This is a genomic window from Prevotella merdae, from assembly GCF_900290275.1.
Lineage (GTDB): Bacteria > Bacteroidota > Bacteroidia > Bacteroidales > Bacteroidaceae > Prevotella > Prevotella merdae.
Window position 1 is genome coordinate 1,093,486 of the sequence record NZ_LT985324.1, and the last position, 25,073, is coordinate 1,118,558.

A 25,073-nucleotide genomic window follows, 5' to 3' on the forward strand; every position below is an offset into this window, starting at 1 on the left:
TTATTTTACAATTCCCTTCTCCAAATACTCAGCCAGGTTCATACGTACCTTGGCTGCCGCACCCTCAGATGCTACCTTTGCCATATCATGGTCAACCATAATCTTTACAAGCTCCTCGAATGAGGTAGTGTTAGGATTCCAGCCAAGCTTTGCCTTGGCCTTGGTTGGGTCTCCCCAGAGATTAACAACGTCTGTTGGACGATAGAAGTCAGGAGAAACCTCAACAAGTGTCTTGCCTACAAGGTTCTCCGGTCCGCTTACGCAGATACCCTTCTCGTTCTCTTCCTTACCTTCCCACTTAAGTTCTATGCCCACATAATGGAAGGCAAGCTGTGCAAACTCGCGAACGCTGTGCTGTACACCAGTAGCAATAACGAAGTCCTCTGGCTTTGGAGCCTGAAGGATAAGCCACATGCACTCAACATAATCCTTGGCATAACCCCAGTCGCGCAATGAGTCAAGATTGCCAAGATAGAGTTTGTCCTGCAAGCCCTGGGCAATACGGGCAGCTGCAAGAGTTATCTTGCGTGTAACGAATGTCTCGCCACGACGCTCACTCTCATGATTAAAGAGAATACCATTGCAGCAGAACATGTTGTATGCATCACGATACTCCTTTATTATCCAGAAACCATACTGCTTGGCAACTGCATAAGGCGAGAAAGGATGGAAAGGTGTGTTCTCATTCTGCGGAACCTCCTCCACCTTGCCGTAAAGCTCGGAAGTGGAAGCTTGGTATATCTTACATGTATTGGTAAGTCCTACCTTGCGCACTGCCTCGATTATACGAAGTACACCTACTGCATCCACATCTGCTGTAAACTCTGGAGAGTCGAAACTTACCTGTACATGACTCTGTGCTGCAAGATTATAAATCTCTGTTGGACGAACCTCTGACACAACACCTACGATAGACATAGAGTCGCCAAGATCGGCATAGTGAAGATGAAAGTGTGGTTTTCCCTCAAGATGAGCGATGCGCTCACGATAATCAACTGAGGAACGGCGGATAACGCCATGTACATCATAACCTTTTTCCAACAGCAGCTCTGCCAAATAAGAACCATCCTGTCCTGTAACGCCCGTGATAAGGGCAATGTTCTGTTTGCTCATAAATTAAAAATTTGCTTTTATGTTGTATATTATTGAAATGCTTATTATTCTTCTTTATTTACCATTCAAATTCGAATCTCTCTATATCTTCCTCCACAAGTGGATTGCCTATCTGTACTTCTATGAATGTCAAGTCCGTTGTGGCTTTAATGGCATGGAGATGTCCTACTGATATATTCATCACATCACCACGCTTTACATCTTTGCGCTCGCCATCCAAGACAAAGATACCTTCTCCTTCTACGCAGGTCCATACCTCGCTGCGATGATGGTGCAACTGATAGCTTATGTTCTTGCCTGCATTTAGGTGTATCGTCTTTGTCAATGAACGTGTGCCGTCCTCGTATTCTACGTTATCCAATACTCGATAGGTTCCCCAACGACGTTCCTCATACATGGGACGTGTAGTGAGTTTATTGGCATAGTCCTTTATCTTCTCCGAGTCTTGTTTGTCGCACACCATTATGCCGTCAGGAGAAGCGGCTACTATCACATCCTTTAGTCCGTTGCAGAATACTGGTATTCCAAGTTCGTTTACAGCATGAGTGTTCTCATTGTTGTCTCCCATCATTACATTGCCTATATGTGTGCTTGGCAATTCCTCGCATAATGCGTTCCATGTGCCAAGGTCTTTCCACTCACCAGTGAAAGGAACAACGGCTACTGACTCAGCCTTTTCAGCCACCTCATAGTCGAAACTGATTTTAGGAAACTCGGTATAACGTTTGTGGGTCTCTTGGAATGTCTCTGTTTGTATGTATTGGTTTACGATGTTCATCATATAACCAAGACGGAAGGCGAAGACACCACCATTCCAAAAGGCATTCTGTTTAAGCAATTCCTTTGCCATCTCCTCATTGGGTTTCTCGGTGAAACGTGCTACACGGAGACAGTCATTATTGAATACGGATTCTTCTGATTTAACTGATTCTGATGAAGTGACCGATTCTTTTGATGTAACTAATTCAGGAACTACATATCCGAACTTCTCGCTTGGGTAAGTAGGAGTGATGCCCATCAACACAAGGTCGGCAACGTTATTCTCAACAGCCTTTACCATTTTGGCTATAGTGGCAAAATACTTTGACTCTGTATATACGTCGCAAGGCATGATAACTACAACCTCGTCATCATTGCATTTCTTTTCTTTTGCAAGATAACTTGCAGCAAGAGCAATGGCAGGGAATGTATCCCTACGCTCAGGTTCTGTCACTACATTAACGTCCTCGCCCAACTGGTTGATAATACTGTCACGTTGTACTGCATTGGTTGCGAACGTTATATTGTCTGTAAGCTTTGCCTCACGAATTTGGCGTACTACACGCTGTATCATAGATTCCATACCACCATTTGGCGAAGCCAATAATGGAAGAAATTGTTTACTACGTGCATCGTTGCTAAGAGGCCACAGACGCTTGCCGGAGCCTCCTGAAAGTAATATTAGTTGCATATTTTATTAGTTTTTATTCTGTTTATATTATATCTATGTGCTTTCACTGCAAACACTATTATCTTCATCACTACCATTTCCCTTTCATTTCCTTGCTCATCTTAGAAACGCTCAATGGCAGAGCCATAAATACATACAACAACTTCAGATGTATCGGTATGGAGAATTTAGCGGGTTAACTGCATTAGGATTTTGAATAAAGTTTTGAATTCTTTGAACATTAATGACCATTAATTGAACATTAATTATCCGTTAATTTTCTTTGCTTGAGAATTGCATATTTCCTCAATCCATTCTCTACATCTTTTCTTGGTTACATCGTTAGTGCTCAATTTAGGGCATAGCCCTTTGTATAGGCACTTTTGCAAGTGCCTATATATTGAGATGTTAAGAATTTCACTTGTTTGTTAAGTATTATATACTTTTTCTCGCCATGGCAAAGTTCAAGCAATCTTGCTTTGCTCATGACTTATCGAAAAAGCTCCAAATCTTCACTGCTGTACATAATTCATTTTTAGGTTCTGCAGCGAAAATATCTCTTACTAATTTAAGCCCTAATTTGTGGGCTTAAATAAGATATGTCAAAAATGTTTAGTGCCCCAGTTATTGTGTCAAATTGTTTCTGGAAGTCCAACATTATTATATTCTATTTCAAAGTTAACCACTGTCCTATGTGACAAATCTACTACATGACATCGCTTCAACCCTTGCAACGATGCAGAGAACATAGTTTTAGTTTTCCGATTCAACACTTCTATATATTTATAGCCACGTTGAAGAACATAATAAACATCCCCACTGCCATAATCAATGAAAACCTCACCATTGCCTTCAACAATCGAACGGCTGTCAAACCTGAAGAAAGAGAACTTTCTTCTGTTTCTCGACAAAAGCATAAAACGATAAGCGTCATCCTTATGCTCGGAAGAAATGTTTACAAAGACATCTGCATCTTGTTCTTGCTTACTGTCATAATAATACATAAAAAGCCCTGCAGCTACAACGCTCAATTCATTTGTTTTCATTCCTTAAAACGATAATAGTTACTTGTTTTTATCATATTCTTTATTGCTTCCACACGCGCATTGAATCCATATCCGTGACTTTCCAGATAAGAAGATATCCTGGCATATTCTATGTATATTTTAGTCATAAATATTCCAGGGTCATCAGTACCAACAACAATCGGCGGTATCAACAAGTCATTATCCGACGAATCGTCCATCCACCTCTGCAGATGATGTTCATTAGCATTATTGTAAAAGCTGATAGCAACATTACTAGACAATGGCACTTCTATCGCAATATCCTTATGTGCTATATAGTCAAGCACCAAGTTCTGCAAATGCTCTATATGCGTAGTTGAGAAATAGCTTTGCCTTATCTTTATAGACATCATTTGGTTGTATCTCGTCTTCACATTGGAGTTAAAATGATAAGCCCAAAACATTCTATCAACTCTCGACTTATCCTTCCTGTCGGCATTAGGTTCTTGCCTTCTCATTTGCCAAGCCTTCACCATGTCCGACACACTATTGTTGTCGTCATATATTTCATGATACAAATCCATTATCTCAGCATGTATTCTTGGCAAGAGTTCCACCAAATCGGCGTATGGATTGCTCGGTCTCAGAATAAGCTCATGAACCATAACCAAATCGTCAAGCCACTCCCCTTTTCTGATATTGACAGAGCCATCCATTCTTTCTATCCATAATTGCGGACTTATTCCAGCAGCTGTACCATGTCCTATTCTGTCACCTTGTTCCATTTCAAGAAAGTCCACAGCCTCAACCATCATTCTCAGTCCACTAAATATATGTCTGAAGTCCTCGCCGGCATGAAATGTAAAATGCAAATCCCGGTTTCGCTTCCTCCATTTTTCTCTAAGCCAATGGAATGTAGGAGCGAACACTTCTGGTCCGGCATCCATTTCATTAGCCGCCGCATCAATGCCTACAATGTTTATCCTCTTTTGTTGCTCAAGATACAAGCCCATTTGATTCAAGGCTATAGCTTTTTTATGGTTCATTACCCTCAAGTCTCTATGTCTGCAAAAATGGTAGTTTGGATAGCGGTCTTTCATCTTGATAAAATGCGCTATAAGTCTCAAATCCACATCGTCTGCATTATTTTTAGCCTTGAAAGTCTTGAACCCTTTACTTATGCCATTCACAAGAGCCATATTCTCCTCAAAGGTAAGTTTCGGACTAAATCTTCCCTCTATATACCTTAGGAACCTAAAACCATTATCATAAGATAATTGTGCGAAACGGCTTTCATAGTTCTTTTCTTCATGTCGCCATCGATATCCATTTTCGGTAATCATCTGAAACTGCGGAAAACCTTTCTGCCATTTCTGTTGTACAATCATTCTGTGAACACTACCCAAAATCAGTAGAAGATGATAAAACTTATGCGATGTCTCTTTCTTGTGTTCAGGATGTACTAAAAACTGAAGCACTTTTATATAAAAGTAGGCACCCAACGCAAGTCGCGGAGTCTCATCCAAAGACTTAGGGTGATAAAACATTTGATTGGTCCTAAACAGCATTTTTAAATTCTCACAAGCCGTCAACTCTTTAAGAATATCATTTATAAACTGCTTGCCCATACGAAGTCTTTTCTTATATACAGACAATGGAACCTCCGACAGCTGTTCCCTCTGTCTATTTACCTCGCTATATCCCCAGACCTCATCAAAGCTACGGCTCCATATATCCACTTCTCCAATCTGCGACCACCATATCATATCCGTCTCCGAAGTGCCATTAATATGTATATGCAAGTCAGAAAGTCCCGTTGCCTCTTCAACAAGTTTTTCCAGATTTCTATGATACGGTCGCCTTATTGCAGTATTGGCAAATAGAGGTCGCAACACATTCCTGAAGAAAGCAGGCTCATCCAGTGCTAACTGTTCGTTATCCAAGAAGAAAGCTGCCTCAATCACCAATGGTGGAAACACCGTTACTACCTCCATCCATTCTTCCAGCATCTCCTTCTTTACATACATGCGTCCCTTCAGATACAACAGATAGCGTTTGGCCAACCATTTTAGGCTCTTCACAAGAAACAGCGACAAACTATGTTCATCACTTACACCCACATCCTGCATTTCTTCGTTCATGTCATCAACAAAGCAATAGTCAGGCTTATACATATCAAGACATTTTGCCAAAGTATAAAGGTGACGTTTAATATCTTCTACAGAAGGATTTTCACCCTTATGTTCATAGACATTTAAAGCCCATTGGTTGCACAACAAATATGAAATAAAAGGTAAACGCATTATAACTCTATATTGGCAATTTCTTCATATACATTATATGGAATAGTAAAAACATGTTGATTTGATTTAGATCCTTTTTTATTCGACTTTATTTCAGCATCATCTAATTTTTCTTTTAAACCATTCTTTTGATTAACATACCTTAATCGTTGCATTTTCGTCTGACGTTGAATATTCTCCAACTCCTCTAACGGTTCCAGAGGTTTTAGTAATGATATAAACAAATCTATATGCTTTATATCATCATTTATTTCTTCCTTTTCTTTACGGTCAAGATCTTTTCTCTTTAATTCTTCTTCAAGAATAATTTTCTTCCGTTCATGTGAACGCGCTTCAATTATACTATTTATTTTACCAGAAATTTCATCAAGATCATCATCATACTTCTTAATTAATCCTTCTATTTTTTCTATTTCCTTTTTTACGAAATCCGAATTGCGCAAATTTCTTTTAGCCTCAAAAGCATTCCAACTTATAGACGAGTTATCAATTAACCTTAAAATCTCGGGATCTACATAACATCTCATAAGCGGACATGAAAGTATCCAATCAACAAAAGTCTTCTCATTTCTTCTGTTATAAACATTATTAATAATAAATGCCCTATAATTTGTTATAAAAAGCCACGCAATATCTCCCTGATGATTCAACTGTATGCCATTCATCTTTTTGTTAACAATGCTATGCTCTATTATACAGGCATTCCAAAAAGCCAACACACAATTGCTTAATTCATCCGCTAATGATTTATATGTTGACACAACCTCTGATTCTGCTCCTTTTAAGGTGTAATACATCCTTGAAAAAATTCTGTCCAAATTGTACACAGTAATTTTTTTTGAATCGGACGGTTTACCAATCCAAATATCCAAATCATTAAAGAATTCGTATTCAGCGTTTCCCAACTCTTCTAATGATGATCGTTGAGTTAGATTTTTCCGTCTTAAGTTTCTGTCCGTTCGAAGCTCATAAGGCTCCATAAATGTATGAATCTGAGACAAACGATTAAATCTGTCTCTTAATACAGTTTGTAGATCAGAAATCTGCGAACCATCGTCTTCATTTATATTACTATAAGATGGTATGTCTGACAACTTCTCTGCCGACCGCAATAGTTCTGCTAATACTGCCAATATCTTATAGAAAGAAACCATATACGTTTCTTTCATATCCGATGCTACTGTGGTAAGCTGTACAAGGTCTACTAATTTCTTTTTAAACGCTCCATTTACATACAATACAGGCTTTGACAAGACATACACTCCACACATCTTGTTTTTCTCGAAAGAAACAACCCTCATATTGGGTATTATGTTCATTTCTGCATTCACATAAGCATGCACATTACCCAATATCTTGCATATTCCCATATCATGATAAAGATGAGCAAAATCGTTTAGCTTTTTTCCATCTTCACCAAGAGCCAATAAAGCCTGTCGTACAAATGACACCCTTACCCAAAAATCAAATGCTATAGAACGATTGTTTTGAATTTGACGTGAGCATGACGCACCAAGAGCAAACAATGCATTGTTCAGGCTATCATTTTCCATATTAGGCAACATTTGCGATCCTGTTGCCAATATCTTATTGTCTATAAGAAACTTTAATATCCATGCAGCATAAATAGGTGTCTTCGACATAAGATGCTTATTATCTGAAGAAAATTGATTTATGTACACCTCAAACACCTTCTGTAATTTGTCTGTCAGTTCCTGTTTTTCTGTAGCCGATAGTTCCTGTACATTTGGAACTTGCTTGTTTATTGTCAAAAGCCAGTCGTTATATACTGACAACAGTCGATATTGATTTCTGAATGGCTGTTTCAACAAATGGTCAACATATATATTGACATCTGTTTGATTACTATAAGTCAGTCCAAGCATCAGCAATATTTCTCGATAAATATTTGTCAGTTCCTCTTCCCTGTCATTTGAAAATTTTATATGTACTGAATAACGTTCGTCTTTATTAGTTACAAATCTATTCGACTGGTATTTTTCAAACAGATTGTCGAGAGCAATTCTACATTCAGGCTTTATCATCTTCTGTAAATATTGCGTCTCCAATCTGTTCACCATTTTCTTGTATTCAATACGCTTACGTTCCTCAGCTCCATCACCGCATTCCTTATCAAGAAATTCCTTGTCAAAGAATTTCCAATAATTACGTCTTACTGTCATGCCATATAGCGACGACTCACCTGTCATCACAACTATCACTTGGGGAGAAGTAAAGAAGAGTCGTATTGTCTCAAGTATCTCAAACGTCTTCTCGATATTCACATCACAGTCGTCAAGCACAAACAACAATGCTTTCTTTTTTACCAATTCAAGCGCTACTGCCAAGTACTCATGAAATCTCTTCTCCAAGTCCTTTGCCTTAATAGCAAGGCCCATAAAGCGGTCGGCTACATACTCCGAATCATCCCAATCAGCATACATAGAGAGTTTTCCTACTCCATCTATCACTGGCAAAGCCTCATATATACGGTTCGTTACCCTCTCAAATCTTACCTGATCTTCCTCACTTTTCTTTTTTATAGCCTCAGAGAAGACATCATGTATAGAAGCTAAAAACCTTATCATGAAGTTCTCTTTTTTCTGAATCTGATTAGGTTCTATCACCTCCACATACATCAATTTGTCGCATTCCACACCATGACATTTTTCTTCACTTTTATGTAGAATACTTTTAAGCGACTTTACAAACGTTGTCTTGCCTGCTCCTCGTCTGGCAAATATGGAAATAACCTCATTCATCGAAACCATCTTCTTCGTCGGGTCATAATCATTCCATGCGTCCATACGCATTTTTATGATACGACACACTTCAAGAAATTGCCTCTGATGAATCAAGGATTTCTCATCACAAACAAGATTGTTACGCTTAAGCTTTTCTAAGTCTATATGTACGGGATATTTGGGATTATCCATAATTTTATTAGGATTAGTTCTGTAATACATTATTGTTTGGTAAAAGGCATTCTTCTTTCTAATTTGAGTGCTTACTTAATTATTTAATTTCTGATAAATTTGCCAAACTTCATCTTTTAACTTTCTGAGTTCTGCTATTTTATCTCGATTCTTTTGGAATACATACTCTGTACCATCTACCGACTTAATCTGTAAAAGTTGATTTTCATCTTTTAAGAGATTATACATATAATGCCACAACAGGTATACCATATCAAGATAGTACGTGTTTCTGTAAGAATCTACGGGGATAGAATAACAAACAGCATTTATTTCGAAGCTCGTCAACTCTATTTTAACGTCTGAATCAGAACGAACATTCTTCAAAAATCGTATCATTTGTTTTAATCGCCCATTGGTAGCAGCACTACGGTTATTGATATTTTCTATAGCTAAAAATGGACAACTTGAAGGTTCTGTGCTATTCGTTTTCTTGTTATAGATAGAAACACCTCGGTATTTTTCCTCCTCTTTCACTACAAAATTTATTTTATCTTGCCAGCACGCAGTAACAATATCCACATCTCTTTTCAGATTTTTATTATATATGTGGACAGCTTTTGCCTTTTCAATGTCACATTCATCATACCATTTACGCATTACACTCTCATTACTTGCCCTTAATTCACGTAAATCTTGAAGGAAATCACCAGTATACAGAGAAAAATTATCTGCATAATTTCGTAACTTGGTTAAATCATAAGAATCATAAGCACTTGAATAAGGGGATTTTAAAATTTTTCTTACCTCAAAGATTTCTGTAGAGACAAATTTATTGGTAAAAGTTAGCAAATCAATATCACTTGCACCTTTAATATGCGTATTTGTCATCACAGAACCTTGATAACGATAAGTGACATTCATATATTGCTGTTCATCCTTTAGATGCTTTTTCACGACCTCTCCGGCTTCCTTAGTGATAGCCGTATAATGATCATCAACAGCAGACATTGCCATCTTGACGTATTTGGCAACATCCCTACCTTCTGTTGATAAATCAGAGAACATCCTTTGTTCTACCAATCGATTTTGATCGGGATTGTAACGATCCTCAATCCGTCGAATAAGATTTGAATAATCTTGAATCATAATGTATGAAAAGGTTTATATTCTTGTTTTTGATTTTCAAAAAAAGCCATTATCTGTGTCTGATTATCAGAAAATAGGCACTGCCCAATATTTTCCAAAGTTTCAATTGATTGATTATCAGAAGCATCCAAACCAATGACATTATCATTTTCAAAAGAATGCTGCAATCGACAATAGATAAAATTCTGTTCACCTCCTATGCCTATTCCCTTCTGATAAAATTTCATCAAGTTATCTGTATAATCTGCCTGAGCGGAAGATATCAAATCATAAAGAGGTAATGGCTTCTTATTATATAGCCAATAGCGTCCTGTCATCTTTTGAGGATTATCCTTAAACATTCTATTGCCTGTACCCAAAGAAAGTATTGCAATGTTTCTAACTGGTATATTAAGTGAATGAACAGCCTCTGTATATCCAATCAAAGTAGGATTATTAGCCATAATTCCACCATCAATCATAGATTTATACCTATGAATCTCCGTTCCATTTTTTATCGTATATTCAAAATCATAACTATCAAAATATACAGGTGCGGCAGCAGTAGACAAAGCTATATCACATGCAGGTATCTGATAGTCACGAGTTAACTGCTGGTGATGAGAAGTCTTGAAGACGTGCATCATACCCCGATCAGCATCGTAAGCAGGTATACAGACCCTAGTTAAGCAATGTCCCAATCGTGCAGGACTCTCTCCCGCATACCCATCATAGGAATCAGACAGAAATTTCTTCAAAGCTTCACGCTTATATAGCTCTTTCTTAAATAGTATCTTTAATACTTTATTAAAGTTACTCTGATTAGGAAATATTGTCTTGGCATTATCCCGGTAAAGAGATAAAATCTCATGAGCCGGCATACCTAAAGCTAAACCTATGGCAATAATTCCTCCAGTTGAAGTACCACAAATTAGGTCGAAATAATCACAAATTCGACAAGCATGATTAGTTCGATTCAATTCTTCTTCAGCAAGAGCGAGAATCTTGGCTGGTATAATGCCACGAATTCCTCCTCCGTCTATAGAAAGTATTTTAAACATAATGCTATAACTTATTTAAATCTACATTTGTTAGTACACTATTAGTAGCATAGGTTGTTAGTGCTCAATTTAGGGCATTGCCCTTTGTATAGGCACTTTTGCAAGTGCCTATATATTGAGATGTTAAGAATTTCACTTGTTTATTAAGTATTATATACTTTTTCTCGCCATGGCAAAGTTCAAGCAAGCTTGCTTTGCTCATGACTTATCGAAAAAGTTTCATACATTTTACACACATGTGATTTTCGGCTGCACTCGGCATAGCTCAAACAAGTTTGGCTCTGCTCTCGTTGGCACGAAAATTCTTCGCTCGACAATGCCAATTAGGATTTTTGAGTTTTGAATGTTGAATTTTGAGTTATTCGCTGCTACGTATGCGATTGAGAGTTGGTCAATTGTGAATTTATAATCTTTGAACATGAATTGTCATTAATTGGCCATGAATTATGCCACGAATTAATATGGTTTGAATTGATCCTTGACTTTTATCTTGATTATTCAAGCAATTTGTCACTATCACGTAACCTTTGTTTAATACCATCTAAAGTCACGTCTGCCCAATGCTCAGTAACCATCTATATTTCCATACACCATCTGAACCACCTTTAAACAAAGGCAGTTCATAAGATGTTAAAATAAAAAACGATTGAATTTAACGTTTATTTCTGTATAAAGCATGGCAAGATTGCCTCCTTTTCAGCATGGCTGCAAGGTTTATCTGTAAGACGAGAGACCAACTCCTTGATGTACCTTACAGGAGACAACTTGTTCATACTACAGCTCTCTATAACAGAAAACATAAAGGAAAAGTCAAGCGCATAATCTTCACTGCCGATATTCAGACAGTTTTTAAGATTCAGCTTGATGTGTCTCATCATTTGTTCTGCCAAGTTGTTGGATAACTCGAGATTGCCATCCTGCAAAATTGTCTGCATTGCAGACCACTCTGCTTTGATATACTTTAGTGCTTTCTTTGTCAAGGTCCCTAAGCCTTTGTAGCCTGATCTGGCAAACTGCTCAAATTTTTCTTTAATCCGTTCCATTATAGGACGACTCCTTTTGAGTCTTTCCAAACGGACTTGCTCGGAATCTAGATTTGCCTTTTTGCAATCATGCTCTATTGCAAAAAGCCTTCCTATCTCATCTATAAACCACATTGACAAGGAATGGTTCTCCTCCAGGGATTCTACAAATTTTCTCCTTATATGAGTAAGGCAGGCTGAGCGATGTTGGTTTGGATGTTCCTCGTCATCATATACCTTATATACTACATAACCATCTGTAGTGAAGAAGCCGATGAAGTTGTCCAAGAACTGACGGATTGCCTTGAGGCCACGGCTTCCGTGCTCGTATATAAACCACACGAGTTTTTGGACATTAGCCTTGATTCCCCAAAAGTAACGTTTCAGGTATTTACGGATACCCTCATCTGTTTTAACTCCTACTAGTCCGGAGGTTTCATCTATCATCCAGTTGTGGGTCTTCTTGATAGTTGACTCCCAAACCTCCTTCATCGCTTTACGGATATAAGTGATAATCTTATGGACTATGACACCAAGAGTTTTGGTGTTCATGTTCAATCCCATATGAGACAGTTTGTCTACGATTCTTGTAAACGGAGTGTTGTAAGCGAAATGCTCGGTTAGAACATAGGTTATCAGCTCCAAATCAAAAGGCACTCCCTTTATTAAGCGAGTGTTTGGGCGTGTTATCCCTTGGCCTTTACCTTTCACATAATAACCTGCTACTTCATAGAAATGCTCTTCATAATGCTCCGGGATGCGGACCAACTCACGATACCACCATGTTTCGATTTCTCCATTACGCTTCACGAAATGTCCGTTTTCAGGAAGAGAGAAATATTCATGTAACTTATGATATACAGGAGTGAGTGTATAGGGCTTGTTCTTCTGATAGTCTGTACGGACTGAACGCTTGTCATGTGAGTCCTTCTTTTGGGGAGAAACATGTCCTCCTGAAGAAGTGGATGAATCAGACTTATTGTTGTTCTTCTTATCTGGCCAATCATCCTTTTCCTCTTCTCTCGTCACCTCATTGCCCGACTTCAATAGCTTTGCCTGCTCGGCATTGCGCTTGAATTTCTGACGTTGACGATAGGAAGCCAACCATTTTGCCTCTGTTTCCGAGATTGCAGATTTCTCAAGCATAGCAGTAAGTTTTGATATCTTCTCGTTCAAGGAAGCTATCAAATTATCGGATGCTTTCTGATGACAAGCACTCTCCTCCATTACACGCTTGACATTTTCCATATTATCAATACGCAACTGTTTGAGTTCTGCCTTATGACGTTCTGCCTGATCCTTCATCTGTTGCATGTAGAACTCCTTCATATTGTCCTGCTGGGCTTTGAAGAACTGACGGTCCTCTTCACGTTGACGTTCAAAGTCGGCACGCATGGCTTGATCGTGGGCTACAAGATCTATCTGCCCACGATTCGCTGTAGCCTTCTCTTCATTAAGACGGGCTATCTCAGCATAAGCCAAACGTAACTTCATTTCGTCATTCATATCCATAAAGGTACTGCTTTTTTCTGACATATGCAAGACTTTTACTAGATATTTTTATATGTATATTGCTGATAAACAAGAGTTTACATGACTAAGCAACATCTTCTTTTATCATCATTTTAGTTACTTGTACGCCTTCTGTAAGTGCAACAAAATCGCTCCAGCATATTTTGTAGCAAGAACGCTTTTCGTCGAATATGGGCAAAAAGAATTTTTCATCATCCAAACGAATTTTTATCAATTCAAATCTACGGCGACCACGATAGAGTATTTTCATCGTACGGAGAGTCTTTGACATAAAGATAAAAACAGATTCATCAAGAAATGGATCCAAGCCCATTTGGGAGCGGACCACTTCTGAAAGGGTATCGATATCCTTACGCATATCCATAGGGGATGAACAGAAATAGTACCTCTGTTTACTTGTAAAGGATATCATTTAGCCTACGATTTTGTGCAACAATGCGGTTATCTCATTCACATCTGTTTCACAAAGAGACAACTCCATTCCGTTACTGAAAGACACGTGCATCGATATGATGCTATAAGTGGAAACGGGAGGTTTGGCCGGAGATATAGGATCTTCCGTATTGTCTGTTTCCACCGATGAAGAGGTTGGAGCTTTTCTCTCAACAGATTCAATTTCCAAGGGAACAAAAGCTTTGTCTCCTTTGGATAAATCACCGCTCCTTGCCTTGCTGTCCCAAAAACACTTTCGATAGTAATGTAGAACATTAGCATATGTATAATTACTTTCATCACAAAATTGCTTAAGGGAGCGGCCTCGGCCATACATCTCGAACTCACGAATAATGGCTGCATAATCAACCTTTACCTTCTTTACTTTATTTTCCATTTGCTACTGATTTTTTGTTCAGTAGCAAAGTTAATATCTACTTCTTAGTAAACGATATGGAGAAATAGACGGTTACCAATGCTCATAGTTATTCTTCAGCTCCTCTTTCTCTTCATTAGAATAATCAGAGTGTTCGATGTAATCTTTCATACATTCAATTGCCGTCTTCTTGAGTTTATCAAGATCAGAACTCTGAATCTTACTGGTAATGAGCTGCTCTGTTATCTTGGCTTAAAAATAACCTTCAAGGTAGGCGGCACATATGTCTTGCAACTTTTCCATTAGTGCTCAATTTAGGGCATAACCCATTTCTAAGAGTTCATTGTTTATAATTACTTGATTTCTCCTGAAAGTATTTCTTTATAAATCTTTCTTGAATTATTCCAGAATTCAGAACGTATCTGTAAGTTCCGTTTTACGGGCAATGGACATGTTGTTAACTTGCCATCGGTTCCTTCAGAAACATAAGAACTTACGATTGAAACCTCAAATATCTTAGGACTTCCTTTAAACTCTGCACGAATATGAATAATTTCAGGTGTGGTAGTGTTCTGAAATGCCAAGGTCATAGCAGCAAAGACACAACCTTCTTCTTCGAACTTCTTTACAAAAGCATCGTCTCGAAGATGACCTCCTTCAAGTATAGCCTGACGAATACCTGTCAATGTTGCCTGTGGTATCTGTTCGTCATTTTCTTCTTCTGTTATTTCATCACGTCCTCTACGAAATGTCAAGGCTACAACATCACAGAAACGCCATTCATCTGACAAACCTCTTTTTATGACTTCATCAAAGAATAGAATGGTTTGTTTGTCTCTCAAGTTGTCAAAGTTCAAAACATGTATAGTGGTCCTTTCTTTATTGAGTATCTGCGAAAACAAACGTTGCACTTCCTTACCGTCATTTGTACGTGTGCCATCAACCTCTACTTGCCAAACACCAGATTCTTTTGTTTCAAACATCTGAAATTCGCAGTGGCTTTCTTCATTATCCATAAATTGTATTCTACCAGGACGACGAATTTCATAATCCAACCGTCCCCTAAAAACTTCCTTTCCATCTGCTCGAACTTCTTTTGTCAGAAAACCAAGTTTATATCCTTTAGTACATAGTACCTTATCATCGTCTCGTGCTTTTTCATAAACATCCTTGATAGAAAAATCATTTAAAGAAGAACTCACAGTAAAACCTGACAAAGAATTTTTATTGGAACATTGATAGGCATTTGTTCGTAAATCATCAATTGCCACTGCATCAAAAATACAGTTAGAAAGTATCTTGCTAACATCATCCGTAGAAGCATTAATTGCAAAAATGCCACGTTCTTGCATAAAGGTGTTTAATGTGCGACGTTTGATAAAATTCTCACATACTTCCTTTATCTCATATCTTTCTGGATAAACTATATCTTTCATTCTTATTCAGCGTTTACGATAAAACTTGGTATATTGTTATTAGCTGTCATTCGCTTTATCGAAATCTTAAAAGTGTCGAAGATTTTCTCCTTTATGTCATTTTCTATTTTACGAAATTCATCGTCTGCATTATATACATAAAGCAAGATATCTTTCGTGCGATCCCATCCTATTGTTTTGGAGTATGCAACTTTAAGCATTTCAAAACTATTATAGTTTAAATCTCCAAAATAGAAGATATATGACAGAGTCCTTTCTTTTCCGTCTTCTTTAACTTGCTGTTCTGCAAATATTGCATCCGAAAACATATACTCAATTGTTAATGTTGAAGATTTAAATAATGGCTCTTCATTATTGAAACGTGGAGAATAGGTAAAATTCAAATCACCATTACTCTTTATAGTGTTGATTTCGGTTTGAAGTGAAAAGAGTTTCATGAAACTGGTATTGTCCATCACATAAATCTTGTTCAATCCAGCTTTTCTCATTCTCGTCGAAATGCTGATTTGTGATAAACACTCCTTGTATTTTGGAAGGAAATTCTTATAATTGTCTGTGTCTGAGAACCAAATTGCTATAATTCCAGTATCAGCTATTGTACAATTATTAGTAGAAGGGAACGTGTCGTAAAATTTATCAGAATTACGTAATTTCAACAATTTCGCATCCAACCTAGTTACCCAGTCTTGCAGCAAATTCTTGGTAAAACTGGTAGTCTTATATCTCTTGGCTTCTAAAATGGCCAACTGAGGTTTATTCTTCAATGGCGTTTCAAAGGAAACAACAGTGTCTATTCCCATCTTCTTCCCATCCTCTCCTATTACATCCATATCATAATCTCCAATACGTTGCCATCCTAAAAGATGGAACAATCTGAAGATTTCATGGTTCCAAACGTCTCCATTATAGTGTTGATCTTCCATTATAAATTCTTTTTTAATTGATTGATAATCTGCCAATAATAGTTCTCATCACATTTTATGGTAAATGAGTTCTGGGAAGCTATGGACAAAACAAAATCAGGATATATCTCAGACTTTACTAAAAATGTTATTTTATTGATGCTGTCTGAATATTTTAACAACAATTCTTCTCCTACAGAACTGTCCTCAATATGGACAGAATATCTTCCGATTGCACCTTCTTGACATCTGTACCTTTTAATAGATAAATCCATTATATAAGGGGTCATACCTTGACATTGAATTTTATTAAGCATATTTACGGCTGTCATTTCTATATTTTGGAAAGTTATCTTTTTCTCAAAACATTCTCTTAATAAGGTTTTTGCTCTACTAAACTTTGTTGAAGAAGAAGGACAAAATATCAAACCATGCTCAATATCAACTGCAATTTCAAAATCTCCATAGATGTTAACAACTTGTTGCTCAAACATCCCTTCTTTCTCATTATAGCTACGTATATAAGAAGGTGTGCGAAGCAAGATCGTAGCAAACACCATATTGTCTTCTATCGTTATATTAGTAAAGCCAAGTCCTTTTCTATCATTATACATCTTTTGATGCATTTTTTCAACGACTTGTCCAATAGAAGGAAAACCTTCTATTTCAACCTTATTGAATATTAGTGTTTCTTTTTTGTCCATAGTTAGTTCTACTTGTCATCAACAACGTAAATTCACAGTTCATGGCACAATCCTTTGAGGGCGTGTCAAAACATCCTTACTACAAGTGAGCAGTTAGTGCTCAATTTAGGGCATACCCCTTTATATAGGCACTTTTGCAAGTGCCTATATATTGAGTTGTAACCATCTATATTTCCATACACCATCTGAACCACCTTTAAACAAAGGCAGTTCATAAGATGTTAAAATAAAAAACGATTGAATTTAACATTTATTTTTGTATAAAGCAAGGTAAAAGTGCCACTTTGTCTACATTAGAACTTGCTTTGGATGTAAGACGACTAACCAGCTCCTTGATATACCATCCAGGAGACAACCTATTCATATTACAGCTTTCTATGACAGAGAACATGAAGGCATAGTCAAGCGCAGAATCTTCACTGCCGATATTCAGACAGTTTTTAAGATTCAGCTTGATGTGTCTCATCATTTGTTCTGCCAAGTTGTTACGGAAGCCAACCATTTTGCCTCTGTTTCCGAGATTGCAGATTTTTCAAGAATAGCAGTAAGTTTTGATATTTTCTCGTTCAAGGAAGCTATCAAAATATCAGATGCCTTCTGATGACAAGCACTCTCCTCCATTACACGCTTGACATTTTCACGATTATCAATGTGCAACTGTTTGAGTTCTGCCTTATGACGTTCTGCCTGATCCTTCATCTGCTGCATGTAGAACTCCTTCATGTTAATTACTTTCTTCACAAAATTGCTTAAGGGAGCGGCCTCGGCCATACATCTCGAACTCACGAATGATGGCTGCATAATCAACCTTTACCTTCTTTATTTTCCATTTGCTACTGATTTTTGTTCAGCAGCAAAGTTAATATCTACTTCTTAGTGAACAATATGGAGAAATAGACGATTACTGCTGATTTTACTGATATACTGGCTCAAGACGAAGCATAAGTTAAATCAGAAAAATCTGTATTAATTTTTTTGAATACAGATTCTGCTGATTTTACTGATTTACTGGCTCAAGGCGAAGCATCAGTTTTATCAGAATAATCCGTATTCATATATTATTGAATACAGATTCTGCACTTTCAGGCAAATCCGTATTTAATATTACATCAAATTTAGTTGGAAGTACCATAATACTTTGCATACCATTCGGCAAAGTGTCTCAATCCTTCTCTCAAGCTTGTATTTGGCTTGAAACCAAAGTCTTGCTCCAATGGGGTTGTGTCTGCATAGGTTACTGGTACATCACCAGGCTGCATTGGTACAAGTTCCTTGTGGGCTTCGAAGTCGTAATCCTTAGGAAGCACTCCTGCACGTACAAGTTCTTCTTGTAGGATGGTTACGAAGTCAAGGAGGTTTTCGGGAGAGTTGTTGCCGATGTTGTATACCTTATATGGAGGGATAGGAAGACCGTCCTCACCATTCTGCTTCTCTGGAGCATGTTGCATGATGCGGACTACACCTTCTACAATGTCATCAACAAAAGTGAAGTCGCGCTTACAGTTGCCATAGTTAAAAATCTTGATAGTCTCGCCTTTAACAAGTTTGTTGGTGAAACCAAAGTATGCCATATCTGGACGACCAGCTGGTCCATATACGGTAAAGAAACGCAAACCAGTAGAAGGAATGTTGTAGAGCTTGCTATAGGCATGAGCCATAAGCTCGTTACTCTTCTTAGTGGCTGCGTAAAGCGACACAGGGTTGTCGACCTTATCATCAGTAGAATAAGGAACCTTCTTGTTGCTGCCATAAACAGATGATGAAGAGGCATACACAAGGTGCTCTACTTCATGATGACGGCAAGCTTCAAGTATGTTGTAGAAACCGATAAGATTACTCTGAATATAAGCATCAGGATTAGTGATACTGTAACGTACACCTGCCTGAGCAGCGAGATTTACAACAACAGAGATATTGTTTTCGGTGAAGATCTTATCTACTGCTTCTTTGTCTGCAATTGAGGCGTGGACAAAAGTCCAGTCACGACCCAAAGCCTCTATTTCTTTCAAACGTTCATACTTGATGTTGACATCATAATAATCGGTAATTGAATCAATACCGATTACCTTAATGTTCTTTACATCGTGGAAAAGACGCTTTACGAGGTTGCTGCCGATAAAGCCAGCGGCACCTGTCACGAGGACAGTTTTGCCTTCGAGATTTATATTATATTCTACCATATAGCCCCCCTCTTACCCCCTAAAGGGGGAAGATCCGGAAGGGTGCGGATATTAAAAATTATTCTTAATTATGTCTATTACTCTTTCGATATCGAATAACACAATTGGGAGAAGGGACGCCCACGTCCACGACAAAGCAATTGATTACTCTAATTCTTTCGGGGACGAGGGCGTCCCCGCTCCTGGTATCAATCTCTACGGAAGATATCGCGCGTATAGACCTTGGCTTCTACGTCCTTTAAACAGTCATCAAAGCGGTTGGCAATAATAGCCTTACTCTGAGCCTTGAACTCTTCGAGGTTATTAACGACTTTGCTGCCAAAGAATGTTGTGCCGTCTTCCAATGTTGGCTCGTAGATGATTACTTCTGCTCCCTTTGCCTTGATACGTTTCATGATGCCTTGGATGGCAGACTGGCGGAAGTTATCTGAGTTGGACTTCATTGTCAAGCGGTATACACCAATGACACAAGTCTGTTCCTTGCTTGCATCCCACTGACCATTTTCTGCATAATAACCAGCCTTGCGGAGTACTGCATCAGCAATGTAGTCCTTGCGTGTGCGGTTTGACTCTACAATGGCTGACATCATATTCTGAGGAACGTCGGCATAGTTGGCAAGGAGCTGCTTGGTGTCCTTAGGCAAGCAGTAGCCACCATAACCGAATGAAGGATTGTTGTAGTGGGTGCCGATACGTGGGTCGAGACCTACGCCTTCTATGATAGCCTTTGAGTCAAGACCTTTCACTTCTGCGTATGTGTCAAGCTCGTTGAAGTAGCTTACGCGAAGTGCAAGGTAAGTGTTGGCAAACAATTTCACAGCCTCTGCCTCTTTCATTCCGACATACAATGTCGGAATGTCTTCCTTAATAGCTCCTTCCTGCAAAAGAGCAGCAAAAGTGTGAGCAGCTTCTTTAAGCATATCAACATCTGTTACTGATTCGATAGCCTTGTTCTCGGTTTCGAACTCTGGCTTGTTGATGATCTTGGGATAACCTACGATGATACGACTTGGGTAGAGGTTGTCATACAAGGCTTTGCTCTCACGAAGGAACTCTGGAGAGAAAAGGAGGTTGAACTTCTTTGCTCCTTTCTGGGCGTATTTTAAGTAGAGATTACGGGTGTAGCCTACTGGAATAGTACTCTTGATGACCATAACGGCATCTGGGTTTACTTCCAACACCAAGTCAATAACTTCCTCTACATGAGTAGTGTCGAAGTAGTTCTTTACTGGGTCGTAGTTGGTAGGAGCGGCGATAACTACGAAGTCGGCATCTGCGTATGCTGACTTGCCATCGAGTGTGGCTACAAGGTTTAATGGCTTTTCTGCCAAATACTTCTCGATATAATCGTCCTGAATAGGAGAAATCTTATTGTTGAGCTTCTCCACCTTTTCGGGGATTACATCTACTGCTGTTACATGATGATGTTGAGACAGAAGTGTCGCAATACTTAGTCCTACGTAACCAGTACCGGCTACGGCTACTTTAATGTTGTTAAAATCACGCATATGTTTTAGAATTTTGAGTTTTGAGTTTTGTAATCGGCTTTGCCGCTTGCTAGAGCAAGAATTTTCGTTAATGCTCAATTTAAGGCATAGCCCTTTGTATAGGAGCGGGGACGCCCTCGTCCCCGAAAGAATTTGGGGTATCAATTGCTTTGTCGAGGACGAGGGCGTCCTCTCTCCCAGTCGGGGACGAGGGCGTCCCCGCTCCCACTTTATCGTCTATTGAGGGAGAACTTCCAATTTATTTTTAGGGTGAATAGAAAGAAGTTGAACTTCATGCTGAAGAATGGGGTGCTAACTACTTCTACTTTGAGCTTGTCTGTGGCTTTCGACTTTTGGTTAAGGAACTCGTCGCCGATGAAGATCTGGATTGACTGGGTGGCGTTGGGCAGTATCTGGTTGCTGCCTCCATTGATAGTAATTGTTTCTGTTGTCATGATTAATTCATGGGTCGTAGTTTGACGAAAAAGTAATATAATATACTTGGCGATTTAATATAATATAAATGCCACTTTAATATAATATAAATGGCAAAGTAATATAATATACTTTTTGCTATAGATTTTGATTATTTTATGCGATTGGGTTTGGGGCGTGACAACAAGGCGTCGNATAATATACTTGGCGATTTAATATAATATAAATGCCACTTTAATATAATATAAATGGCAAAGTAATATAATATACTTTTTGCTATAGATTTTGATTATTTTATGCGATTGGGTTTGGGGCGTGACAACAAGGCGTCGTTGATGCGGGCGCGGAGGTTGTCGATGGTCCTACCCTTTTCGAGTTTGGTGGCGAAGGGCAGGAGGAGACGGATGAAACGCTCTTTTACTATCTCTTCCTCGGTGAGCCGTGACTCTTGCTCGAAGATGGAGATGACGATCATGGCAAATTCGGTGGCGTTAAGGCATTCGCTTATTTGAGAGATATAGCCAGGTAGGTTCACCTTATCTATATATAGGGACAGCTTGCCTAATTCGGGGATTGAGGCGCTGTCTGGAGTTGGGGTGCCAAGAATTTTCTCAGCATATTGGTCGCCATAGAAGTTTTGTACAGCCTCTGTGGCATTAGGGAGAATTTGGTTGTTTCCTCCGTTAATGTTGATTGTTATATCATTCATAAGGTTAGTTTTTAATGATTTATCAATGGTTTGTAAACAAAAAATCAACGTGTGTCAACAGAATTGATTTGGGGTGTTGGATGTTGTACCTTTGCAATGCAGTCAAGAAACAATGTATTACTTTTGCTGGGCGTCATGACTGAAGGCGTAAACACAAAGTCCCATACCGGCGATGGGCGCTGAAAAATGATTAACTATAGTGTGTTCATGATGTCTAATCACTTTAGTAATGATGCTACTCCTAAGGCTTATGCCAAGAATCAGGTGAACGAGGTGTGGCCTATCGAAAAGTTTGCAAAGCACATAGCCGACCACAATGGCGTATATAGTCGTGGCACGGTGAAGGGTGTGTTGAGCGACATGTGCGAGTGTCTGGTGGAGCAATTGCTTAATGGCAACAAGATTCAACTGGGTGAGTTGGGTACGTTCGGTATATCCATCAGCAGCGAACCTGCTGAGAATCTGAATGATTTCTCGGCTAAGAACATCAAGGAGGTGAATATCGTGTTCGCTCCTGGCGCTGACTTTGAGAACCTTATCAACCGTGCCAAGTTTAATCCAGTGGCAAGTCGTGTCGTTCAGAATGCCGCGCTTAAGGCGGAGAAGAACGGTGAAGCCAACGTGGATATCGAGGGCATTAAGAAGAAGTAGTTATTGAACTCATGTAATGTATGAGGCTTATTTTATTCATCTATTTAAAGACTACGAGTATGAAGATTAACTGGAAGAAGGTGGCAATGTATGTGCTGCGAGTGATTGAAATGATTGTTACGGGTGCGGCGGGCGGTGCCATGACGCAACTTTAATTTTGAATTTTGAATGTTGAATTTTGAGTTGTTCGCTGCTACGCATGCGATGAAGAATTGTTCATATGTAGATTTATGAGAACGATAACTTTGATTATTGTGCATTGCAGCGCTAACCGCGCTGGCAGCACATTGAGAATGGCGGACATTGACCGCTACCACCGCTCGCTGGGCTGGAAGGGTTGTGGATATCATTATGTTATTCCTACCGACGGCACTATTGAACGGGGTAGACCTGAGGCGCAAATCGGTGCGCATTGCAAGAATCATAACCGACATTCTATTGGTGTTGCATATATAGGAGGTCTTGCCGGTGACGGCAAGACTCCTTGTGACACCAGAACGGAAGCACAGAAGAGTGCGTTGAAACGGTTGCTTGGTGAACTGCATAAGCGTTATCCGAAAGCGTTGATAGTAGGACACTGTGACCTTGATCCACAAAAACCGTATTGCCCAGGGTTTAAGAATTTTGAGTTTTGAATTTTGAATTTTGAATTGTGCGCTTTGCGCATTAGGAATTGTTCAATTAGGAATTTTGAGTTGTGCACTATGCGCAATGTTGAATGTTGAATTTTGAGTTTTGAATTGTGCGTTATGCGCATTAGGAATTGTTCAATTAGGAATTGAGAATTATTAAATCAAAATTCAAAACTGAATAATTCACAATCGCCAAAGGCGATAATTCAAAATTCAACACTCAAAACTCAACATTCAAAAAGGTAGCCGTAGTTGTTTTGCAACGCCTCGAATTCTGTTTCGCAGCGATCATGCAACTCTTTATTGCTGTTCTTGAATATCTTTATAGTTTTCTCTATCTCTTCCTTTACGGTTCGTCCTGCATCAAAGATGGGTTTCAGTTCGTCCTTGAAATAGTCGATGAAAGGTGCATAGTAGTAGCCTATCTCTTCTATCATGAAATAGAAGGTATTATATGCATCTTTCAGATCCAGTTTTTTGTCTCTTACATCTGCAAGTGTCTGAAGACGGAGTATTTCGATGTTTTCTGCTTGGGCCGACACCTCTTGGGTGGTCTTTACTTTATGAAAGTAACGGTCGATAAAGGCGTTGCGCTCATGCAGGTTGCGCTTGTAGAACAGCTGGCGTTCTTTTTTGTCTGCCTCGTTCTTGTTTACTTCCTCAAAACATTCGGCATGTACGCCTGATAAGGCTACTGCCATTCCACCGACATCCATAACGAGCTTGCGGTCGCGGGCAATGCGGATGACATAACCTTCGAGTCCTGCATATTCACCAGTCATGATGCGAAGTAGAGTACGGTTCTTGGAATAATAAACAAAAGGACGAAGAAGGAAGCGGAGACGCTCTGGCTCAGTTTCTGCCACACGCATGAATGGCTCCATCTGGTTGCAAGGGATAGTGGCTACCTTTCCAGTGCTACAATTCTTACAGAGTTTGTATGAATTTATGTTTTTATTTAAGTAGTCCTGTAATGTTTTCGGGTCACCTTGCAAGAATATCAGTCCGCTAACAGAAGGAGTTTCCACTTCGCGCATTCCGCCTCTGTTACGGTGACGAGGGACATACCTTATTGTCTTATGCACAAAATGGGTTAATCCATCTTTTTTTAGCTGTTCTTCTATAGATTTTACTTTCTGGTTGTGAACAAAAAGATAACTCCATGACGTGCAGTTATTCTTCACCAGCGAACACTTCTTTATCGCTGAACCAGTCATTATGTCTGGCTCAGGAACGTGTGTGCCCTTTGGAAATTCATTGTTCTCAGATGTCTGAGAACTCTTTGTTTCGTCGGCTGTAGACTGAGAAATCGTGCAATCCTGCTTCATAACCTCTCTGCTACTTTATGTCACTGTTGGCTGCCATCACCTGAGATGGCAATGCCAATTTTACAATAACATTGTTCATAAAATCATACTATCTGTGTGTATGCTTGTCCAGTTATGGAATTCAATGTTTCACAAATCAAATGTGCTGATTGCGTCGCATTATCACCTCATAGTTGGCTTTGTGTCTCTATCTCTTTACGTACTGTTTTCACATGATAAAACATTCACAATGAGAAAGAATGCTGTAAACAAAGGGCTTTTGAAACCTTGAAAAGTTGGATTTGTGAAAC

At 38.9% G+C, this 25,073-nt stretch carries 22 protein-coding genes; 2 read left to right on the forward strand and 20 right to left on the reverse strand.

Going from position 1 to position 25,073, the window contains the following annotated elements; all coding sequences use genetic code 11:
• The 19 genes from gmd to C9991_RS11205 form a co-directional block, all read right to left on the reverse strand.
• Complete coding sequence (gene gmd / locus C9991_RS11110; RefSeq protein WP_106812569.1) at positions 1 to 1,113, reverse strand: GDP-mannose 4,6-dehydratase; 1,113 nt, start codon at positions 1,111 to 1,113, stop codon at positions 1 to 3.
• Positions 1,114 to 1,171: 58 nt separating this feature from the next.
• Complete coding sequence (locus C9991_RS11115) at positions 1,172 to 2,563, reverse strand: sugar phosphate nucleotidyltransferase (protein ID WP_106812570.1); 1,392 nt, start codon at positions 2,561 to 2,563, stop codon at positions 1,172 to 1,174.
• 611 nt (positions 2,564 to 3,174) lie between these two features.
• Complete coding sequence (locus C9991_RS11120; protein WP_106812571.1) at positions 3,175 to 3,588, reverse strand: hypothetical protein; 414 nt, start codon at positions 3,586 to 3,588, stop codon at positions 3,175 to 3,177.
• Positions 3,585 to 5,723 (reverse strand): amidohydrolase family protein, encoded by a 2,139-nt coding sequence (locus tag C9991_RS11125; protein WP_157949453.1) that lies wholly within the window; start codon positions 5,721 to 5,723, stop codon positions 3,585 to 3,587. Before C9991_RS11125 ends, C9991_RS11120 begins: the two co-directional genes overlap by 4 nt.
• A gap of 128 nt (positions 5,724 to 5,851) precedes the next feature.
• Entirely contained in the window at positions 5,852 to 8,788 is a 2,937-nt protein-coding gene (locus C9991_RS11130) for a P-loop NTPase fold protein (RefSeq protein ID WP_157949454.1), read from the reverse strand.
• 75 nt (positions 8,789 to 8,863) lie between these two features.
• A complete protein-coding gene (locus C9991_RS11135) occupies positions 8,864 to 9,916 on the reverse strand; it encodes a nucleotidyltransferase-like protein (protein WP_106812574.1) in 1,053 nt (350 codons plus the stop codon).
• Complete coding sequence (locus C9991_RS11140) at positions 9,913 to 10,956, reverse strand: CBASS cGAMP-activated phospholipase (RefSeq protein WP_106812575.1); 1,044 nt, start codon at positions 10,954 to 10,956, stop codon at positions 9,913 to 9,915. The genes C9991_RS11135 and C9991_RS11140 overlap by 4 nt, the downstream gene beginning before the upstream one ends.
• Before the next feature lie 659 nt (positions 10,957 to 11,615).
• The gene (gene tnpC, locus C9991_RS11145; RefSeq protein WP_106812576.1) at positions 11,616 to 13,514 is read right to left on the reverse strand and encodes an IS66 family transposase; all 1,899 of its coding nucleotides are present in this window, start codon (positions 13,512 to 13,514) and stop codon (positions 11,616 to 11,618) included.
• A gap of 61 nt (positions 13,515 to 13,575) precedes the next feature.
• Positions 13,576 to 13,923 carry an IS66 family insertion sequence element accessory protein TnpB gene (gene tnpB, locus C9991_RS11150; protein ID WP_106812577.1) on the reverse strand — a complete coding sequence of 116 codons (348 nt, stop codon included), beginning with the start codon at positions 13,921 to 13,923 and terminating at the stop codon, positions 13,576 to 13,578.
• The gene (locus C9991_RS11155) at positions 13,924 to 14,340 is read right to left on the reverse strand and encodes a hypothetical protein (protein ID WP_106812578.1); all 417 of its coding nucleotides are present in this window, start codon (positions 14,338 to 14,340) and stop codon (positions 13,924 to 13,926) included.
• A gap of 332 nt (positions 14,341 to 14,672) precedes the next feature.
• Positions 14,673 to 15,755, reverse strand: coding sequence for a hypothetical protein (locus C9991_RS11165; RefSeq protein WP_106812580.1), 1,083 nt, complete (start codon positions 15,753 to 15,755; stop codon positions 14,673 to 14,675).
• 2 nt (positions 15,756 to 15,757) lie between these two features.
• Complete coding sequence (locus tag C9991_RS11170; protein WP_106812581.1) at positions 15,758 to 16,678, reverse strand: PD-(D/E)XK nuclease domain-containing protein; 921 nt, start codon at positions 16,676 to 16,678, stop codon at positions 15,758 to 15,760.
• Positions 16,678 to 17,361: a hypothetical protein gene (locus C9991_RS11175; RefSeq protein WP_106812582.1), complete on the reverse strand. Its 684-nt coding sequence runs from the start codon at positions 17,359 to 17,361 to the stop codon at positions 16,678 to 16,680. The genes C9991_RS11170 and C9991_RS11175 overlap by 1 nt, the downstream gene beginning before the upstream one ends.
• Before the next feature lie 250 nt (positions 17,362 to 17,611).
• Positions 17,612 to 17,830 carry a transposase gene (locus C9991_RS11180; protein WP_106812583.1) on the reverse strand — a complete coding sequence of 73 codons (219 nt, stop codon included), beginning with the start codon at positions 17,828 to 17,830 and terminating at the stop codon, positions 17,612 to 17,614.
• Positions 17,827 to 18,102 carry a hypothetical protein gene (locus tag C9991_RS11185; RefSeq protein ID WP_157949457.1) on the reverse strand — a complete coding sequence of 92 codons (276 nt, stop codon included), beginning with the start codon at positions 18,100 to 18,102 and terminating at the stop codon, positions 17,827 to 17,829. Before C9991_RS11185 ends, C9991_RS11180 begins: the two co-directional genes overlap by 4 nt.
• Before the next feature lie 374 nt (positions 18,103 to 18,476).
• The gene (locus C9991_RS11190; RefSeq protein WP_106812585.1) at positions 18,477 to 19,541 is read right to left on the reverse strand and encodes an NAD-dependent epimerase/dehydratase family protein; all 1,065 of its coding nucleotides are present in this window, start codon (positions 19,539 to 19,541) and stop codon (positions 18,477 to 18,479) included.
• A gap of 188 nt (positions 19,542 to 19,729) precedes the next feature.
• On the reverse strand, positions 19,730 to 21,049 hold the full coding sequence (locus C9991_RS11195) for a nucleotide sugar dehydrogenase (RefSeq protein WP_106812586.1): 1,320 nt from the start codon (positions 21,047 to 21,049) through the stop codon (positions 19,730 to 19,732).
• Between the two features lie 209 nt (positions 21,050 to 21,258).
• Positions 21,259 to 21,483, reverse strand: coding sequence for a hypothetical protein (locus tag C9991_RS11200; protein WP_106812587.1), 225 nt, complete (start codon positions 21,481 to 21,483; stop codon positions 21,259 to 21,261).
• A gap of 269 nt (positions 21,484 to 21,752) precedes the next feature.
• Complete coding sequence (locus C9991_RS11205) at positions 21,753 to 22,172, reverse strand: hypothetical protein (protein ID WP_106812588.1); 420 nt, start codon at positions 22,170 to 22,172, stop codon at positions 21,753 to 21,755.
• Positions 22,173 to 22,358: 186 nt separating this feature from the next.
• Here C9991_RS11205 and C9991_RS11210 point away from each other — a divergent pair, with 186 nt between their 5' ends.
• Both C9991_RS11210 and C9991_RS11215 read left to right on the forward strand, forming a co-directional pair.
• A complete protein-coding gene (locus C9991_RS11210) occupies positions 22,359 to 22,823 on the forward strand; it encodes an HU family DNA-binding protein (RefSeq protein ID WP_106812589.1) in 465 nt (154 codons plus the stop codon).
• Between the two features lie 230 nt (positions 22,824 to 23,053).
• Positions 23,054 to 23,458: an N-acetylmuramoyl-L-alanine amidase gene (locus C9991_RS11215; protein WP_106812590.1), complete on the forward strand. Its 405-nt coding sequence runs from the start codon at positions 23,054 to 23,056 to the stop codon at positions 23,456 to 23,458.
• Between the two features lie 224 nt (positions 23,459 to 23,682).
• Here C9991_RS11215 and C9991_RS11220 read toward each other — a convergent pair whose 3' ends face one another.
• Positions 23,683 to 24,783, reverse strand: a complete 1,101-nt coding sequence (locus C9991_RS11220; RefSeq protein ID WP_106812591.1) for a hypothetical protein — start codon at positions 24,781 to 24,783, stop codon at positions 23,683 to 23,685.
• Between the last annotated feature and the right edge of the window lie 290 nt (positions 24,784 to 25,073).

Coding starts and splice junctions, on each gene's coding strand:
- C9991_RS11155 (WP_106812578.1), bottom strand. CDS start 14,340: ATGGAAAATAAAGTAAAGAAGGTAAAGGTTGATTATGCAGCCATTATT.
- C9991_RS11140 (WP_106812575.1), bottom strand. CDS start 10,956: ATGTTTAAAATACTTTCTATAGACGGAGGAGGAATTCGTGGCATTATA.
- C9991_RS11130 (WP_157949454.1), bottom strand. CDS start 8,788: ATGGATAATCCCAAATATCCCGTACATATAGACTTAGAAAAGCTTAAG.
- C9991_RS11125 (WP_157949453.1), bottom strand. CDS start 5,723: ATGTATAAGCCTGACTATTGCTTTGTTGATGACATGAACGAAGAAATG.
- C9991_RS11165 (WP_106812580.1), bottom strand. CDS start 15,755: ATGAAAGATATAGTTTATCCAGAAAGATATGAGATAAAGGAAGTATGT.
- C9991_RS11175 (WP_106812582.1), bottom strand. CDS start 17,361: ATGGACAAAAAAGAAACACTAATATTCAATAAGGTTGAAATAGAAGGT.
- C9991_RS11195 (WP_106812586.1), bottom strand. CDS start 21,049: ATGCGTGATTTTAACAACATTAAAGTAGCCGTAGCCGGTACTGGTTAC.
- gmd (WP_106812569.1), bottom strand. CDS start 1,113: ATGAGCAAACAGAACATTGCCCTTATCACGGGCGTTACAGGACAGGAT.
- C9991_RS11210 (WP_106812589.1), top strand. CDS start 22,359: ATGATTAACTATAGTGTGTTCATGATGTCTAATCACTTTAGTAATGAT.
- C9991_RS11135 (WP_106812574.1), bottom strand. CDS start 9,916: ATGATTCAAGATTATTCAAATCTTATTCGACGGATTGAGGATCGTTAC.
- C9991_RS11205 (WP_106812588.1), bottom strand. CDS start 22,172: ATGAATGATATAACAATCAACATTAACGGAGGAAACAACCAAATTCTC.
- C9991_RS11170 (WP_106812581.1), bottom strand. CDS start 16,678: ATGGAAGATCAACACTATAATGGAGACGTTTGGAACCATGAAATCTTC.
- C9991_RS11190 (WP_106812585.1), bottom strand. CDS start 19,541: ATGGTAGAATATAATATAAATCTCGAAGGCAAAACTGTCCTCGTGACA.
- C9991_RS11120 (WP_106812571.1), bottom strand. CDS start 3,588: ATGAAAACAAATGAATTGAGCGTTGTAGCTGCAGGGCTTTTTATGTAT.
- C9991_RS11115 (WP_106812570.1), bottom strand. CDS start 2,563: ATGCAACTAATATTACTTTCAGGAGGCTCCGGCAAGCGTCTGTGGCCT.
- C9991_RS11180 (WP_106812583.1), bottom strand. CDS start 17,830: ATGATGAGACACATCAAGCTGAATCTTAAAAACTGTCTGAATATCGGC.
- C9991_RS11215 (WP_106812590.1), top strand. CDS start 23,054: ATGAGAACGATAACTTTGATTATTGTGCATTGCAGCGCTAACCGCGCT.
- C9991_RS11220 (WP_106812591.1), bottom strand. CDS start 24,783: ATGAAGCAGGATTGCACGATTTCTCAGTCTACAGCCGACGAAACAAAG.
- tnpB (WP_106812577.1), bottom strand. CDS start 13,923: ATGATATCCTTTACAAGTAAACAGAGGTACTATTTCTGTTCATCCCCT.
- tnpC (WP_106812576.1), bottom strand. CDS start 13,514: ATGTCAGAAAAAAGCAGTACCTTTATGGATATGAATGACGAAATGAAG.
- C9991_RS11200 (WP_106812587.1), bottom strand. CDS start 21,483: ATGACAACAGAAACAATTACTATCAATGGAGGCAGCAACCAGATACTG.